Origin of the sequence: Streptomyces sp. NPDC001822 (genome assembly GCF_042892135.1) — a bacterium.
Lineage (GTDB): Bacteria > Actinomycetota > Actinomycetes > Streptomycetales > Streptomycetaceae > Streptomyces.
On record NZ_JBIATW010000020.1, the window covers coordinates 94,916 to 109,655 of the forward strand.

Sequence of the window (14,740 nt, forward strand, 5' to 3'; positions counted from 1 at the left end):
TCCGACGGCAGACAACCTCACTCCGTTCGGCGAGGAGGGGAAGCGGCGCGATGACGGACAGCGGACCGCAGGACATCAACGGCGGCCTCGGCGTTGACGCGGGAGGGCAGCGGCTGCCGCCGCCGGGGGATCCGGCCGGCGTGCTCGGGAAGCAGTCGCTGGTTGCGCTGCGGGCGCCTGCGGTGCGCCGCCTGCTGGCGCTGCGGGCCCGGGGCGGTCTTTCGCGGCAGCACGTGCGGCTGGCGGGGGAGTGCCTGGGGGCGTCGGAGCGCACGGTGTGGCGGTGGCTGGCCGAGGCGTCCCGGAGCCCGGCGGCGGCTGCGCACCCCGGAGCCCGCCACACGAGCAGGTTCGAGATCACCGCGGAGATCCGGGTGCTGCTGGCGTACTGGCACGGCAACGCCTCCGCGGTCCACCGCCAGCTCATGGAGCGTGCCGCGGCCGAGGCAGGGGGCGTACGCGCGCAGACGTCCGGTACTGGCGTGTCCGTCTCGCCGGACCTGGTGGCTGTTCCGGGCGGGGCAGCCCTGTCGCAGGTGCCGCTGCTGGATCCGGTCCCGTCCCTGTCGACGTTCCTGCGCGCGCTGCGCCGCGATCTGACGGCGGGGGAGCGCGCCGGTCTCGCCATCGGACCGGAGGCAGCACGCGCCCATGACGTGTTCGGCAAGCGGCCGCCGTCATGGCGCAACCACGCCTGGGAGACCGACCACGTTCAGGCCCCGCTGCTGGTCGACGCCGACGGCGACCTGGTGCGCCCGTGGATCACCTGGTTCATCGACACCGCCACCAAGGTCATCACCGGTACCGCTGTCACCCCGGGCCATCCCTCCCGCGCGTCGGTACTGGCCGCCTTGCGCGCCGCAGTGGTGCGGGACGAGCCCTACGGCCCGGCCGGGGGAGTGCCGGAACTGGTGAGGATGGACCGGGGCAAGGACTTCCTGTCGGCCGCCGTCACCACCGCGCTCGGCGCGATGGGCGTGACGGTCAAGGACCTGCCCGCCTACAGCCCGCATCTGAAGGGCACAGTGGAAAGCCTCAACCGGGCTGCGGACCGGATGCTGTTCGCTGCCCTGCCCGGCTACACCGCCGGGCCCACCGGGCCCCGCTCGGAGCGGCGCGGACGTACTGCGGGGGCGGTGTCCGCGCTGTCGTTCCAGGACTTCACCGCGGAGGTCCTGGAGTGGACGACCTGGTGGAACACCGTGCACCGCCCGAAAGCCCTGTCGGGCCGTACGCCGCTGGAGGCGTGGCAGGCCGATCCGACCCCTGTCACCGACATCCCCGCCGCCGACCTGTGGGCCTTCACCCTCGAGGACGACGGCCGGCCCCGGAAGCTGACCAGCCACGGCGTGAGCTGGCGCGGCCGCACCTACACCGCCGCGTGGATGACCGGCCAGGCCGGCCGCCAGGTCCGCGTGCGCTACATGCCCCACCACGACCACGAGATCGAGGTCTGCGACGCCCGCGGCCGCCACCTCGGCCCGGCGCACCTCGCGGACGCGGCCACCCCCGAGCAACTGCAGGCGCTGCGCGAGGCACGCGCGGAGCGCGCCCGGCGCCTGCGCGCCGACGCGAAGGCCGCCGAACGCCTGCGCCGCCAGCGATTCGCCCCCACCACCACCGCGGAGCCCGCCCAGCGGCTGGGAGCCGTCACGGCCGCCCAGGCCGAGCGTGAACTCGCCGCCGACTGGACCGACGTCGCACGGCTGGCACTGCCCGACCTGATCCCGCCCGCCCCGCCTCCGGCGCACTGGCGCACCCCGCCCGCCCTTGCGGCCGGCACAGCGCCACCCCCGCCCGCCTCCGCTCCAGCCGACCCGTCGGCGGACGTTGCGCCGGAGCCCGACTCCCGACCCGCAGGAGACGCCTGATGACCGCGGCCACCTACCAGTACGTCGACCTGCCCGACGCTTCCGTGGTCACCACCCGGGCCCTGCTCACCGCGCGGGAGAACATCACCGACACCGTCACCGCCCGCGCCATGATGTGTATCCACGGTGGTGCCGGCTACGGCAAGACCCTCGCGGTCAACACCTGTCTGCGGGAGCTGGAGGAGTCCGGGGGTGAGGAGGTCCGCAGGGTTACTTTCCGGGCCCGTCCGACCGCCCGTGCGGTGCGCTACGAGTTGTTCACCGCACTCGACCTGGCCGGTGAACCACCGCGCCACCCCAGCGAGTTCGACCGCCTGCTGAAAACCGCTCTGGCCGAACGCCCCCGCACCTTCCTCGTGGATGAGGCCCAGTGGCTGAACGGGGAGGCGTTCGAGTACTTCCGCTACCTGTGGGACGAACCCGCAACCCAGCTTGCGATCGTCTTCGTCGGCGGTGCCGGCGCGCACACGGTGCTGCGCCGGGAGCCGATGCTGTCCTCCCGCGTGTTCATCTGGCAGCAGTTCAGCCGTCTGACCCCAACCGAGGTCCTGGAGGTGATTCCGCTGTTCCACCCCTTGTGGGAGGGCGTGGATCCGGCTGATCTCGTCTTCGCTGACGAGCGGGCCGCGCACGGCAACTTCCGTGCCTGGGCGCAGCTGACCGCACACCTGCGCACCGCCCTGGCTCGCACCGGGCGCCCGCGGGTGGACCGGGAGCTGCTGCGCTGGGCGTTCAGCCGTCTGGCATGAACAGCCCCGGGGACCTGTCCGGGCTGGCCGTGGTCCTGGACGCCGCGGATGATGCCGCGCATACCCACCGTGCGCTGGCCGCCCATGACCTGGCCGCAGGCCGGGTCACGCTGCATCCGGGGCCGGGCACGAGCGGTGAAACAGCTCTGGGGCACGACCTGCTGGCCGCGTTGGGCAAGCCGCCGCAGCTGCCCGGCCGTTTCCCCGGCGGCCGCCAGCCGGTCTGGGAGGCCGCGACTGCCTGGATGGGTGCGCTGCCCGTCACCCGTCTCACCGTGCTGCGCGCCCACCGGCTCACCTCCCGCCGCATCGAGCGGCTTCTGCATCTGCAGGAGACGGCCGGTATCCATCTGACGCTGGTCCTCCACCGCCCCCGCCTTACATCAGTCCTTGACCGCGTCCTGGCCCACCGGCCGCACACGGTGGCCGTCACTCTGGCCGAGGCCTGCGCCCTCTACTACGGCAGCCCCCCACCCCCCACCCTGCCTGCCCTGCAGGCGGCGGCCGCACCCCCCACCGCCGCCCTGCCCGGGACCGCCGCTGGGCCCTCTGCCTTGGCCGTGCCCGGGACTGTCGCCGCAGCCGGGGCCGCGGCCGTCCTGCAGGCCGCGGCGGCAGTGCGCTCGGGACCGGGCCGGTGGATGACGTTGGCCTGTCTGGACCGGCTCGTCTCCTTCGACAGTCCGAGCCCGTGCCCGGGCCCCTGCACACCCGGCCCCATCCACTTCGCACAGCGGCCCGCACCGGTGGCGCTCACGCCCGCACAGGCCGCCGAGGCTGCCCGGCGTATCCACAGCGCCAGTTCCCACCCGCAGCTGGCCGCGGCCCTGGCCACCGCCTTGTTCACCGGCGCCTCCTTCCAGCAGCTGACCACCGCCCGTCCCGGCGACTTCCAGGAGAACCCGGCCACGCTCGCCCTGCACGACCGCACCCGCTTCACCGACGGCTGCGCCGCCTACCCCGTCCCGCCCTGGGCCGCCGTGTTCCTGCGCGCGGCCACCCGCTACACCCACCTGACCCACACCCCGCACCTGCTGGCGGCCCCCGGGCAGCGGCCCGCCGTGCTGCGCCTGGCCGAAACGGCCCGGCTGCGCCCGCCCCAGCCGCCCCTGCCCGGGTGTACGAGGAGGCGTTCGGCGGTGGTGTGGGACTGGAGCGAGACGCGCTCGGCAGGCGGGGGGCCCGCGGCCGTGCGCTGACCAGGAGTGCGGGTCCCGGTCACGGGAGGGTGAAGTCGATGAAGTCGATGTCGTCGAGGACGACGTGCAGGTGGTGGGCGCGTTGCCCGCTGTTGCGGAAGTAGGCGTGTGACAGCGCACGGGACAGGGCCAGGCGGTGGCGTTCCTCGTCGGCGCCGGCGTCCAGGGCGGTGAACATCTCCCGTGTCACCGCACCGGCCAGGTGCACGGTCAGGAGCCGCAGCCGGGGGTCGTCGGAGGTGCCGGCACCGGCGCGGAATCCGAAGCGGGCCCGGGTGTGGACGATCACCCCGTGCTTTTCGGCCTCGGCCCGGCGGCGGGCGCGGATCCGGGGCTGCCACCGTGCCCGCACGAGGCCCGCGATCGTCTCCTGGTGGCGGGCGCTGGGGCGGGTGGGGCGCGCCGGGTTGCGGGTCACCCAGCGCTGCACGGTCCGCTGTGAGACGCCCAGGAGGGCGGCGACCTTCCGGGTGGAGCCGTCTTCCCAGCGCAGCAGTGTTTCCAGCCGGCCGGCTGTCGTCGGGGGAAGCGGCTGTGTGTGCAGGAGCCGCTCCAGTCCCTGGCTTATCTCCTCCACGCTCCTGTCCTCCTGTTGCCGCACCTGTTTCGAAGTCCTGCCGGTCCATGAGTCCCACACCCCGCGGGCCCGGGCGGCCGCAATCGGGGTATCCGGGACGCGGCGGCCCGAATGCGGTAGAGCGTCCCCTGCCGGCCCCGCTGTCGCGCCACAGCCCTCGGGCAGCTTCCTGTCGTCCGCCGGCCCGGGGTGCGGCCTCCTGCTGTGGCCCGGCCGGGGGAGGGGGGGCTTGTTGAACGGATCCGCGCCCACGCTCTGGGGGCAGGGCCCTGCGCGGGGCGCCCCGGCGAGCGAGGCTCCTGCCCCGGGCCGGGCGGGGAAGGAGCGGGGTGGGACGTGGGCCGCGGCGGGACTGCGGCAGTCGCGACTGGAAGCTGTCGTCGGGTGCCTCACGGCGTGCGGGGCGGGGGAGCGGCGGGGTCAGGGCCGTACTGCCAGGATGCTACTTACTATTACCGCTGTCAAGGGTAGTGGTATAATTAAGGTGGACGTTGTCGCGGGAAAGAGGTACTGTTGAACAAGGATATCCAGCAGCTGATCAAGAAGTTGGAGCGCCAGAACTTCGAGGTCAGGCCCTTGAAGAGCAACTACTACGCGGTGTTCGCGGACAAGGTGTGGGTGGTCAACCTGCCGTGTACGCCGTCGAGTTCGCGCACCATCAAGAATGTGAAGGCCGCGCTGAAGCGGCACGGGTTCCACGAGTAGCAGCGAGGGGGGGTCCGCCGGGTGGCACCCCGGCGGACCGTTAACCCCTCGACCATGACGAACAGGAAATTCAGGAAGAGGAGTTGAACACAATGTCTCAGGCGTGGAGCGTCTACGTCGAGTTGGCTGCTCGCGACGTTGCCGATTCGGTGATCGAGGATCTGTGCGAGCGCCTGGCCGACTGCGAGCCCGCCGTGGGGATGGCGCCGAACGGGAATCTGTCGGCGCGGGTGTGGGTGGATACGGGTACCGCCCGTCAGGCCATCGACATCGCTCTTAGGGAGGTCACCGCTGCCGCGAAGGCTGCTGGCGCCGGGCAGAGCGTGGTCGGGGTTGAGCTGATGAGCGAGGCGGAGCTCGACCGGCGTAATGCCGAGCCGATCGTCCCTGAGCTCGCCGGGGTCTCGGAGATCGCCGACATGCTCGGTGTGGGGCGCCAGCGCGCGGCCCAGCTGGCCAAGCGTGAGGATTTCCCGCCGGCGGTGGCGCAGCTGAAGGCCGGCCCGGTCTTCTTGACCTCCCAGGTCAGGGGGTTCGAGACCCGATGGGACCGGCATGGCGGCAGGCCCATCAAGCCGGTCGCCCTCACTCCGCCGGAGAGGGAGCTGCTGGGGTATCTGATGGCGGCCTGGGCCGCCTCCTCGTCCGACCCGGTCCGCGCATCGCTGCCGGACCGGGACCAGGGCTCGCGTACCGCGGAGCTCATGGTCAGCCACCATGAGGGTCATGTGCGCGCCGTCTACGACAGCCGTCTTCATACGGTCAGCGAGTCGATCCGCACGCTCAGGCGTGAACGCCTGGTCTCGGTGGAGGACATGCAGGAGACTCCCGGCGAGGAGACGGTCGTCGACCTGGAGCTGACCTCCAAGGGCGAACGGGTGGCCGCCATGTCGTAGCCCGTCAGTTTTCCCACGACAACGTCCACGAAGGGGCCCGCAGCTCACGCTGCGGGCCCCTTCGGCACATCCCCGCGGGCCGCAGTCGGCCACAGGCAAGGGTGCATGCGTATTGCCGGGGAGGAAGGGGAAAAGAGGGTGCTGGGCAGGCGTGGGCGTCCGGATCGGGGGCACACGCGGGACAACGACTATGGGCATACCAGGCCGGCGAGAGTGCCAGGCCGCGGTTCGCCGTGGCCGGACAAGCGTTGAGGCCCTCCGCTTGCCGGCGAAGGGCCTCAGAGCCGCTGGCGTCCAGGTCAATAGACAACGAGTCGGCGATGCACCACACGAGGTGATGACAACAGTAGAACGATCGCAGACCTTGTTCGGCTAGGCAAGCGGACATTTCAACGGCAACTCTGAACAGTACAAACAGTCCCGCTTCCCTGACCTGCGGTGACGGCAGCCAACATGCCTACGCTCCTGGCATTGTTCACCCGCTCACCTCTTTGTTCACCCGGAGCGGATGGACAACACCTTCACCCAAACACCGCACCGCTCAGGGGAGTTGTTGAGAGTTCCCGCCCAAAGCCCCGGCCGGGAACCCTGGAAGGAGCTCAGGGGTTCTGCTATCCAACAGGACCTCCGCACGCCGGGGGAACTGGGACGGCGCACCGCAATACGCGACGCCAACTGCCCAGAGCGTGAAGGAACCACAGACACGTGAACGACGAAGACGTCGTCCCCCGATGCGGATGCCACCAGAGCCTGGACACGGTCAGGCACGAGGTCCTCGAGCTCGCCCAGCACGCGGGCCTGACCCTCCACGCTCTGGCCGGCCTGGTGAACAAATCCACCGCCACCCTGCGCCGCTGGCTCCGCGAACCAGATCCGCGTACAGCCGAGCGGATTACCCTCCTGGTCCAGGCGTGCCTCGACCACAGTGCTGCCCACGCTCGCCCCGCACCCCCGGCGCGGCTGCTCGACGCACACCACTGGCGCCGCCGCCTGCACTCCATCCAGATGCACCACCTGTTCGGAACCTGCCCCGGCCCCTCTCGCCCCCCGCGGACGGCCGTGCTGGTCGGCACCGTGCGCCCTCTCGCCCGCCAGATCCCTGCCCTGACCACCGTCTTCGCGATTGTGCTGTTCGCCTACGCGATCACCGCCCACGAGACCCCCGCCCGCCGGGCCCCCCGCACCGCGACCGCCTCCGACACGGCACCCGCGACCGCCACCGACGGCCGCCGGCAGCCGCCCGCCGCCGACCGCACCGGCCGCACCCCGATGCCCAGCCTGTCGCCCGCCGCCGGCCGCATACCCGGCGCCCCCGCGCACAGCATTCCGCCCTGCCCGGCTTTCGCGGCTCTGCCCGCAGGCCCCCTCCTCCTGGTCCTGCTGTGCTACCAGCAGGACCTCCTCGTCCTGTGCTGGACCACCCCCGCATCCCTTGCCCCCACCACAGGCAAAAGCGAAGCGACCATGCCGGATTGCTGGACGAGGGAGAGGCCGGCCGTCATGGGCTCTCCGTAGCCGGGTGTCAGGCGGTCTTCCACGAAATGATCGATCCTGCCCTGGTCCCGGCCGGCCCGGAACCGGCTGCCGGGGAGCGGGCACAACACCCCGTCCGGCTGCCGGGCCTTCCCTCCCGGCCGCCCGACTCGGGAGGCTGCGGGCACAGTCCGACGATCCTCGCGAGCACCTGAAGAGGTCTGCACAGCGGGGCTGGTCAGAGTTCGGGCGGTGAGACCATCAGTGGGCAGCTGCCCGGCGGATATAGGGAGGGGCTGGTGTGTGCCAGCGGTTGTGGCGTTCGGTCGCCTTGTTCGGGTTGGCGGTTGTGCTGACGGTGTCCTGCGGGTGGGCTGCGGGTATCTATGCAGCGGAGGTGTCCGAGGAGCAGGTCGAGGGGCGGTGGACCAGCCAGGCGGGCACGTCCCTGACCTTCCATGAAGATCACACCTTCACCGCCGAGGACTTCGACGCGTTGCCCGTCGCGTCGGACTGCGAAAGCCCCGCGGCCCAGTCGTCCGGCAGCTGGTCCTTCTTCGCCGCATCCGGAGCCGACCAGGCCGATGACGTGGAGGCGAGCGCCCATGGCAGCGATTCACTCCGCTCGCCTCGTTCCCCGGGACGGCCGGACTGCCCTGCGTCCTCGCCCTGCTCTGTCGCTGGTCTTCCTAGCTGACGGCTGCGAGGTGTACGTCTATCTCTTCGGTGACGAGGACGACCCTTCGATGTGCTACCTCCACCGGAACGAGACCTAGGCGTCCGCCTGAGCAATGATGGCCCGTGCCGCCCGTGCCGCCCTTGCGGCCAGATGCCTTTGAAGGGTGACCGGTGTCCGTGAGCCGGTTGTGTCCGCAGGCGAGGCCATGACGACAAGGAGTGCCGGCGGTGGCTGCGAAGACCTATCTGGCCTGGTACCGGGACGGCCGGATGGACGAGTCCGGGTTCCGCTCGGTCACCGGCCTCCTGGCCGAGTGCGGCATGAGCGTCGAACACCCGGCACTGGGTTGCGGAATGCTGCTTGACGTCGAGGGGGAGCAGGTGAAGCTGCCCCCGGAGCGCATCCTCGAGCTTGTCGGCCTGTCGGTCGGACCGCTCTTCCTGCAGCTTTGGCTGTCGGCCGACACGGATGTGGTGTGCCATGTCCGATATGTGGTGCCGGGGGTTCAGATCCTTACCTTCGAACTCAGCGGGCTGAGCCAGAAGGAGCGTGAGCGGGTGGAGGACGCCATCGAGCGACTGGTCCAGCGGGAGCTGGAGGTGACCCTCGCGCTGCTCGTCGACGTGGGCGGCGAGACGGCGGAGGAGGACGACGACGCGCTGGTCCTGTACGGCCGGCTGCCGAGCGGTCCGCGCCCGGACCAGGTGCGGTTGCCGACGGACCGGCTCGGCTCCGTCCCCGGTGACGTCCTGGCCGGAGCCGACGTGACGGATCTCAGCAACGGGCTGAGCGCCGTCAGCTGGTAGGGGATCCGGCTCTCGCCGCCTTGCCGCGGCTGCGATCAGACCTACGATGCCCGCCCGAGCGGCTTGTAGGGCCACGCGAAGCCCGGCATCGCAGCTCGTGTCCGGCTGGCCGTACTTGCTCGCCTCGCTGTTGGAGGCCACGTCGTGGACAAACCTGGATGACGCTGCGGCCCGGCCGACGGCACCACCGCCGTTCCGGCGGTGCCCCCGGCCCCACTGAACCTGGCCGGGGGCACCGTGGTGTGTGGCTACTGGGAGGTCCAGCCCTCACTGGTAGGGACCCAGCGGAGCCACTCACCCCATTCCCTCGGCCTACGTCCGACCGTGATCCGGTCGGCGGTGGCCGTGGCCGTCTCGGCCTCTACGGTGTTGCGGGCGGCGGTCTCCGAGGCGGTTGCGATCCCTACTGCCCGGCGCGGTGGTACTTGCGCTTATGGTTGGCGATGCTCTCGGCGGTGCCTCGGTACCCAGGCCTGCTGGAGCACTCGGTGCACTCCTCCCAGATGCCGGCCTCGACAGCGGCGCCACTGACGGAGTGGTGGGGCCCGTAGCCGTGGTTATGGAGGAACTCGGGTACGGAGGCCCCGTACTTGATGGCGACGAGAGCGGCTTCGGCGACCTTGTCGTGCCCGGGAGCGAAGAACTTGCCGAGGCCGACTTCCTTCTGGCAACCGCACCAGCACGTACCGGTGGGGATGAGGCGGGGCTTCTTCTCTGTCATGAGCTGAGCGTGATGTAACCCTTGCCTTGATCGCAAGGGTTTAACCCTAGCAAGGTACCCAAGGGTGAGACTTTCTCGGCGCGCCAACTCCGTTCACTGGGCGCTCCCTTGTGCTGTGAGCACCACCCAGGAGCCTCGTGAGTCTTCGGGTGCTTCGCCGGTCCGTCCGTAGGAATCCAGGCGTCCGCCCATGTCGCTGCCCCGGCTGCCGTTCCGGTGGACACGCCCTACGCATGCTCGCGATGCTTCTGACTGACCCAGTCGTGAACTGCCTCCACCAGGGCGTCCGACGTTTCTCGCCCCCTGGCCTGCGCTTGGTAGCGTCGCTCCCTTCGACCTGGACGACAATCGGCAGCCCTGAGGTGACCCGGCCCGCCCCTCGCCGGCGGAGGGCGACCTTTCCTTCCGGGCGGGCGGGTCAGGTGGTGAGTGTGAAGACGACCTGGGCGGCTATGAGGATGAGCATGAGCAGGCTCAGGGCCGCGGTACGGGTGAAGCGGTCTCTGGAGAGCATGCGAACGTGACGGGGCTCCTGGCGGCGGTTGAGGAGCTGGGCGATCTTGAGGCGGGTGCGGGTCTGGTGCCAGGCCATCCAGTCGTTGGGGTCGGACCCGCAGGCGTGGAGGAAGGCGTGCAGGAGCTCGGTGCTTGGCAGTTCCCGGCCGTTGAGCAGGTCGTGCAGGGTGCTCTTGGAGACGGCGTAGCCGTTCTTCTTGCACTGGTCGCTCAGCTCGCGCAACGAGAGCCCGTTGGTCGTGCGGAGCTTCTCCATCAGGTCGATGAAGTGCTTGGGCGTGCTGCAGTACTGCAGCGCGGGGTGGTTCGAAGAGCTGATCATGTGCGCCTGCTGCACCACACCGGCGAGGGAGTCACCGGGATCACGCAGCTTCATCACCGGGCGCGGGGAGCCAATGCGCTGCTGCGAGGGGACGGTGTGCGGGGCGGGGGGCCTGCCGGATGCTTCGTCGGGAGTGGCGACGGCGTCGGCGAAGGAGAGCTCGGGACTGGCGTGCGGCTTGCGCGGACGCCAGCTGCGCCTGACGCCTGTGGGGTCGTCCTCCGAGGTCCTGGACGGGGTCTTGGCGGGCCGGAGGCGGTCGCCGGCGGTGGGGGAGGGCTCGTTGTCCTCGGCACCGGCCCCGGATTCCGTGGGGGCCGTGGCCCGCTCCCACAGCGTCCTCAGGCGCTGCAGGTCGGCGGGGGTGGCCGAGCAGCCCCGGGCGTAGGCCTCGATGACTTCCCAGCGTGGCAGGGCCTTGCCTGAGGCGGCGTTGGACAGGGTGGCTGCGGAGTAGTTGCACACCAGGGACAGGCGGCGCAGGGAGAGCCCCGCGCGGTGGCGGAGACCCCGGAGGGTCTCCGCCACGGCGGCGACACGGGGGTCGCCCTCCGCCGGGAGCGGCTTCTGCGGGCGGCCCTGTGCCGAGCTCACGACGATCCCCCCGTCAGCTCTCGTTGCCGGACGTGGCATCGGTGCCGGTGTCGGGCACGGGCGGCGGCACCGGCGCCGGGGAGGCGGTGTTCTCCTCCTCGATGTGGGCGGGGAAGACCGTCACCCGCGGCTTGATCTGCAGCCTCGGCTCCCAGATCATCACCGCGTCGTACCCCGTCTCGTCCGCCACCGCGGGGTTGACGGCGCCGGTGCCGGCGTCCGCCGCAGCGACCGCGGGGGACCCGGTGGCAGCAGGGGTGTGGCGCGCCGGCGCGGAGGCCTCCTTGGCGTCCTCGCCCATGGGCGCGGCCGGCGACCCGTCAGCGCCGGTCACCGAGGCCCCGGTCTGGTCGATCACCTTGGAGTCCTGCACGCCGGAGGCGATCTGACGGCCCGTACGGGTACCGCGCGGCGGCACGGGGAAGAACGTCGTGACCACCGGGAGGGTGGCCAGACCGATCCCCGTGGCCTCGACCGCGTTCGCGCCGAGCAGCGTGGTGCCCGCCCCGAGCGCGACACTCGCGCAGGTCACGGCTGCGGCGTGCAACGCACGGCGCAGCGGGGTGGCGGCGGCCGCGGCAGAGCGACGGCGCATGGGATTGAACATGAGCATCCTCGTTGTCGTATCTGCTGATGCAGAACTGAGGATCGGGGGCCTGCGCCGACGATCTGCGCAGGCCCCTTCACCGACCTGGACTCGCCAGCGATCACCGGTCTCACTGGGCACTCTCGGCAAAGAGTGCCCCCGACGTTCGAAGGCCTTCTCAGTCTGCACTACCGCAGGCGCGCGTGACTACGCCAGATAGCCGCTTCTTGTCCGCCTTCGATGTTTACGGCCCGGTACGGCCAGGTCAGAGTGCGGTCATTGATCACTTACGAGTGAACAAGGCTCGAATTGACTGGACTTGACCATGCGACCATGCATATGGCGCCACCTCCCGACCAGCATCGTCCAGCCCGTACCACCGGCGCTCCGGCGCACTCTGACGACACGTCGCATCCATGTACACACCACCCGGGTCCACTTCGCAGAGCGCCCCCCGCCCGCGACCGGCACCGTCACCTCAGCGCTACACACCGCCAGGCCCGCAACCGCCCGCGCCACGTCCATCACCTCGCGAAGCCGGACAGTCGTTCGACCTGGCCGGGAGGAGGCGCGGCGGCCGCTCTCCCGTCCCGGCTCCGGGCACCGGTGGCGCGCCCCGCTGCTCGATCCCGTCAATGACCGGCCGGCTACCGGCATTCCTGTGGTCCGGATCACCGGCCGGTGGCAGCACGCTCTGGAACAACCCCGGCCTGTTGTCGGCTCAACTGGTTGTGGGTGCGGAGGGGACAGTGTCCCCGGGCCTCACCTATAGCCCATGGGGAAGATCGTTCGGCTGAAGCCCCATGGAGCCCTCCGCCGAGAGGCGACCACCCTCCGTGCCCGCACCCCTTGCTGCCGCTGGTCCCTGACAGGCCGGACGTCACCGACGCACAGCACCAGAGAGTCAGCCGTCCTCCTGCGCGGCCGGGCCGCAGGATTCCTTTCCATCAAGACGGGCCGTGCCGGACGGGCTGGCCATGGGTGATGCGCTGGGAGCAGGCGTGCCTGGCCCAGGCTTGGGGGGAGCGCGCATCACGATGGGCGGGATGACCCTGGACCCGGGGAGGTTGATGCGGATCCGAGTGGTCAGGGTCGATTCCGTCCGGGGGGCTTGGTCCTGCGGCTGATGGCCTTCGGCGTGCACGGGGCAGTCGGCCCCCATCGTGCAGACCTCTGGCGGAAGGGAGGACATTGAGGGAGGCCCTTCGGCGAAGGCAGGAGTCTGGGCAGGGGCGCGCGGGTGGGGCGCTGCCGGTCCGCGCCGGGGCGCCATCCAGTCGCCGTTCAGCGGTGGCGCCGTCGGTGGGGCTGCGGGACGGGGCCACGCCCCGGAGGTCCGCCGGGGAAGAGGAGGCCGTCCGCCGAGGCCGGGTACGCGCAGGGACAGGGTGGGGGTGTCCACTGGGGGGACGGGCGGGGTGATGCCGGCGAGGGTGTGCGGATCCAGCGGGAGAGTGCCGGTGCCGGGGCGCGAAGGAGGGGCACCGCGCGATCCGGACGCGAGGGCTTCGGGTGCGCAGCTTGAGCACAGCTGCGGTACCCAGCCCTGTCCGTCGTCGTATCCGAACGAAGGCCGGCGGCACTGGGGGCAGGCGAGCTCCCCGCGGCGCTGCGCCTGGTCGATGAGGAGTTCGCGGCTCATCCGCGCGGCGGCGTCCTCGTCGGCGGTGGACGGATCGGGCACGTGCACCAGGATCTTGAGAGCGGGCTCCTTGCGCGCAGTGGACTCCAGCTCACTCATCAGCAGCTGAAGGTCCCTCGGGGTGACCCGGTCGTGGACGGTCCAGCTCTGCTGCGCGGCCGGGCGCCGGCGTGAGCGCAGCCGGCTGCTGCGCCGGTCGGCGTCCGCCCGGTCCCACGCCTTGGTCCACTCGGGAAGCTCGCTCCTGCGGACGTTGCACGCTTCGGCGAAGGCCGCCACGAACGTCCGGGTGGGCGTGGAGCTGCCCTTGAGGACCCGTCCGACCGTGCTGTGCGGCAGCCGCCCCAGACCGCCCAGACGGGCGTCCAGGGAGCGCAGGGGCGGTCTGCCGTCGTCGTGGTGGAGGTCGACGATCGCTCCGTGCAGGTCGGCGAAGTCCTTGACGACGCTGATGTGCACGCCGGACCGGTGGCCACTGAGCACGCTCTGCGTGCGGGCCTCGTCGCGCCGGGCGTGCTTCCACAGCCGCTCGGCTTCCTTCGTGCTGAGACCGCAGGCCGCGGCGTAGGCGAGGACCACCGTCAGATTCTGCGGCACACTGCGCCCCGAAGCGGCGCGCGCGAGAGTGTCCGCGCTGTACTCGGTACGAGCGGCGAGCTGCCCATAGGTCAAAGCAGCATCGGCCCTGCCGCTGCGCAGCCAGGTCACCAGAGCCAGCAGTGACCGGCTGCACGGAGGAACCGGATTCTCTCGGCGCGCCATCGGACGCTCAGGCCTGCGCGGGCCGCACCGCCACGGCACGATCGCGCCGCAGCCTCACCAGGAGACGGAGCCCCAGGGACACGGCCTCCACGACCAGGACGAGCACGCTGACGGCCGGCAGACCGGCGGCAGCCAGGGCGGCGGCGACGATAATGATCACGATGAGGACGGCTGCCTCGGGCGCCGTCAGCGGACGCGAGGTGCCGCACGTTTCCTTGTTCAACTCACTGCCTAACTACTTGAGAGCTCAACTACAAGGAAGGGCTCAACTGCACGGACGGAAGGACTCAACTACACGTACTGCGGGCTCAACTGCAGGAATTGCGGGCCGTGCTGATGGTGCGCCGGGACGGTTGCCGCCGCCCCGGGGTGGTTAGCGATGTTGCAGCATCCCGGCCCGCAGCACTAACCCCCAGGCACGCAATCCGCAGGTGTGTCCCTTAGGCGGTCCAGTCCCAGGTCGGCCCCTTCTTGAGGATCGTGCCTGCTCAACCGCGGTGGTGCGGGCTTCTTTCCGCAGTTGCGTCCCACCTTTCGACGGGCATTTGGGCCTTCCCCCGTGGTGGTGGACACGCGTCTTTGATCACGCGGCGAGCGTGAGCTTAGCGGCGTGGTGGCGGCGTTCGTATTCGTTGGGGCTGA

The 14,740-nt window shown here is 70.9% G+C and carries 14 protein-coding genes; 8 read left to right on the forward strand and 6 right to left on the reverse strand.

Going from position 1 to position 14,740, the window contains the following annotated elements; translation table 11 throughout:
* Positions 1-50: 50 nt before the first annotated feature.
* Genes ACFYY2_RS32055 through ACFYY2_RS32065 form a run of 3 tightly spaced genes read left to right on the forward strand, consistent with a single transcriptional unit; the run spans position 51 to position 3,819 of the window.
* On the forward strand, positions 51-1,871 hold the full coding sequence (locus tag ACFYY2_RS32055) for a Mu transposase C-terminal domain-containing protein (RefSeq protein WP_388749539.1): 1,821 nt from the start codon (positions 51-53) through the stop codon (positions 1,869-1,871).
* Positions 1,871-2,620 carry an AAA family ATPase gene (locus ACFYY2_RS32060; protein WP_388749541.1) on the forward strand — a complete coding sequence of 250 codons (750 nt, stop codon included), beginning with the start codon at positions 1,871-1,873 and terminating at the stop codon, positions 2,618-2,620. Before ACFYY2_RS32055 ends, ACFYY2_RS32060 begins: the two co-directional genes overlap by 1 nt.
* A complete protein-coding gene (locus tag ACFYY2_RS32065; RefSeq protein WP_388749543.1) occupies positions 2,617-3,819 on the forward strand; it encodes a hypothetical protein in 1,203 nt (400 codons plus the stop codon). The genes ACFYY2_RS32060 and ACFYY2_RS32065 overlap by 4 nt, the downstream gene beginning before the upstream one ends.
* A gap of 19 nt (positions 3,820-3,838) precedes the next feature.
* Here ACFYY2_RS32065 and tpg read toward each other — a convergent pair whose 3' ends face one another.
* Complete coding sequence (gene tpg, locus ACFYY2_RS32070) at positions 3,839-4,396, reverse strand: telomere-protecting terminal protein Tpg (RefSeq protein WP_388749545.1); 558 nt, start codon at positions 4,394-4,396, stop codon at positions 3,839-3,841.
* 513 nt (positions 4,397-4,909) lie between these two features.
* On the opposite strand from tpg, the gene ACFYY2_RS32075 reads away from it, so the two are divergent.
* The 5 genes from ACFYY2_RS32075 (at position 4,910) to ACFYY2_RS32095 (ending at position 8,955) form a co-directional block, all read left to right on the forward strand.
* Positions 4,910-5,101, forward strand: coding sequence for a hypothetical protein (locus ACFYY2_RS32075; protein ID WP_388749547.1), 192 nt, complete (start codon positions 4,910-4,912; stop codon positions 5,099-5,101).
* A 92-nt stretch (positions 5,102-5,193) separates the two neighbouring features.
* A complete protein-coding gene (locus ACFYY2_RS32080) occupies positions 5,194-5,997 on the forward strand; it encodes a hypothetical protein (RefSeq protein ID WP_388749549.1) in 804 nt (267 codons plus the stop codon).
* A gap of 705 nt (positions 5,998-6,702) precedes the next feature.
* Positions 6,703-7,512 carry a hypothetical protein gene (locus ACFYY2_RS32085; RefSeq protein WP_388749551.1) on the forward strand — a complete coding sequence of 270 codons (810 nt, stop codon included), beginning with the start codon at positions 6,703-6,705 and terminating at the stop codon, positions 7,510-7,512.
* 563 nt (positions 7,513-8,075) lie between these two features.
* Positions 8,076-8,246, forward strand: a complete 171-nt coding sequence (locus tag ACFYY2_RS32090; RefSeq protein ID WP_388749553.1) for a hypothetical protein — start codon at positions 8,076-8,078, stop codon at positions 8,244-8,246.
* Positions 8,247-8,376: 130 nt separating this feature from the next.
* Positions 8,377-8,955, forward strand: a complete 579-nt coding sequence (locus ACFYY2_RS32095) for a hypothetical protein (RefSeq protein WP_388749555.1) — start codon at positions 8,377-8,379, stop codon at positions 8,953-8,955.
* A 403-nt stretch (positions 8,956-9,358) separates the two neighbouring features.
* On the opposite strand, the gene ACFYY2_RS32100 is transcribed toward ACFYY2_RS32095, so the two are convergent.
* The 5 genes from ACFYY2_RS32100 to ACFYY2_RS32120 all read right to left on the reverse strand — a co-directional run bounded on the left by ACFYY2_RS32100 (position 9,359) and on the right by ACFYY2_RS32120 (position 14,321).
* The gene (locus ACFYY2_RS32100; RefSeq protein WP_388749557.1) at positions 9,359-9,676 is read right to left on the reverse strand and encodes a hypothetical protein; all 318 of its coding nucleotides are present in this window, start codon (positions 9,674-9,676) and stop codon (positions 9,359-9,361) included.
* Positions 9,677-10,094: 418 nt separating this feature from the next.
* Positions 10,095-11,108 carry a helix-turn-helix transcriptional regulator gene (locus tag ACFYY2_RS32105; RefSeq protein WP_388749559.1) on the reverse strand — a complete coding sequence of 338 codons (1,014 nt, stop codon included), beginning with the start codon at positions 11,106-11,108 and terminating at the stop codon, positions 10,095-10,097.
* A 13-nt stretch (positions 11,109-11,121) separates the two neighbouring features.
* Positions 11,122-11,703, reverse strand: coding sequence for a hypothetical protein (locus ACFYY2_RS32110; RefSeq protein WP_388749561.1), 582 nt, complete (start codon positions 11,701-11,703; stop codon positions 11,122-11,124).
* Positions 11,704-12,598: 895 nt separating this feature from the next.
* Positions 12,599-14,098, reverse strand: coding sequence for a helix-turn-helix domain-containing protein (locus ACFYY2_RS32115; RefSeq protein ID WP_388749563.1), 1,500 nt, complete (start codon positions 14,096-14,098; stop codon positions 12,599-12,601).
* A gap of 7 nt (positions 14,099-14,105) precedes the next feature.
* Complete coding sequence (locus ACFYY2_RS32120; protein ID WP_388749565.1) at positions 14,106-14,321, reverse strand: hypothetical protein; 216 nt, start codon at positions 14,319-14,321, stop codon at positions 14,106-14,108.
* Positions 14,322-14,740: the final 419 nt, after the last annotated feature.

Excerpts from the sequence above, each read along its gene's own strand:
- ACFYY2_RS32055 (WP_388749539.1), top strand. The coding sequence starts at position 51 with ATGACGGACAGCGGACCGCAGGACATCAACGGCGGCCTCGGCGTTGAC.
- ACFYY2_RS32060 (WP_388749541.1), top strand. The coding sequence starts at position 1,871 with ATGACCGCGGCCACCTACCAGTACGTCGACCTGCCCGACGCTTCCGTG.
- ACFYY2_RS32065 (WP_388749543.1), top strand. The coding sequence starts at position 2,617 with ATGAACAGCCCCGGGGACCTGTCCGGGCTGGCCGTGGTCCTGGACGCC.
- ACFYY2_RS32080 (WP_388749549.1), top strand. The coding sequence starts at position 5,194 with ATGTCTCAGGCGTGGAGCGTCTACGTCGAGTTGGCTGCTCGCGACGTT.
- ACFYY2_RS32090 (WP_388749553.1), top strand. The coding sequence starts at position 8,076 with ATGGCAGCGATTCACTCCGCTCGCCTCGTTCCCCGGGACGGCCGGACT.
- ACFYY2_RS32100 (WP_388749557.1), bottom strand. The coding sequence starts at position 9,676 with ATGACAGAGAAGAAGCCCCGCCTCATCCCCACCGGTACGTGCTGGTGC.
- ACFYY2_RS32110 (WP_388749561.1), bottom strand. The coding sequence starts at position 11,703 with ATGCGCCGTCGCTCTGCCGCGGCCGCCGCCACCCCGCTGCGCCGTGCG.
- ACFYY2_RS32115 (WP_388749563.1), bottom strand. The coding sequence starts at position 14,098 with ATGGCGCGCCGAGAGAATCCGGTTCCTCCGTGCAGCCGGTCACTGCTG.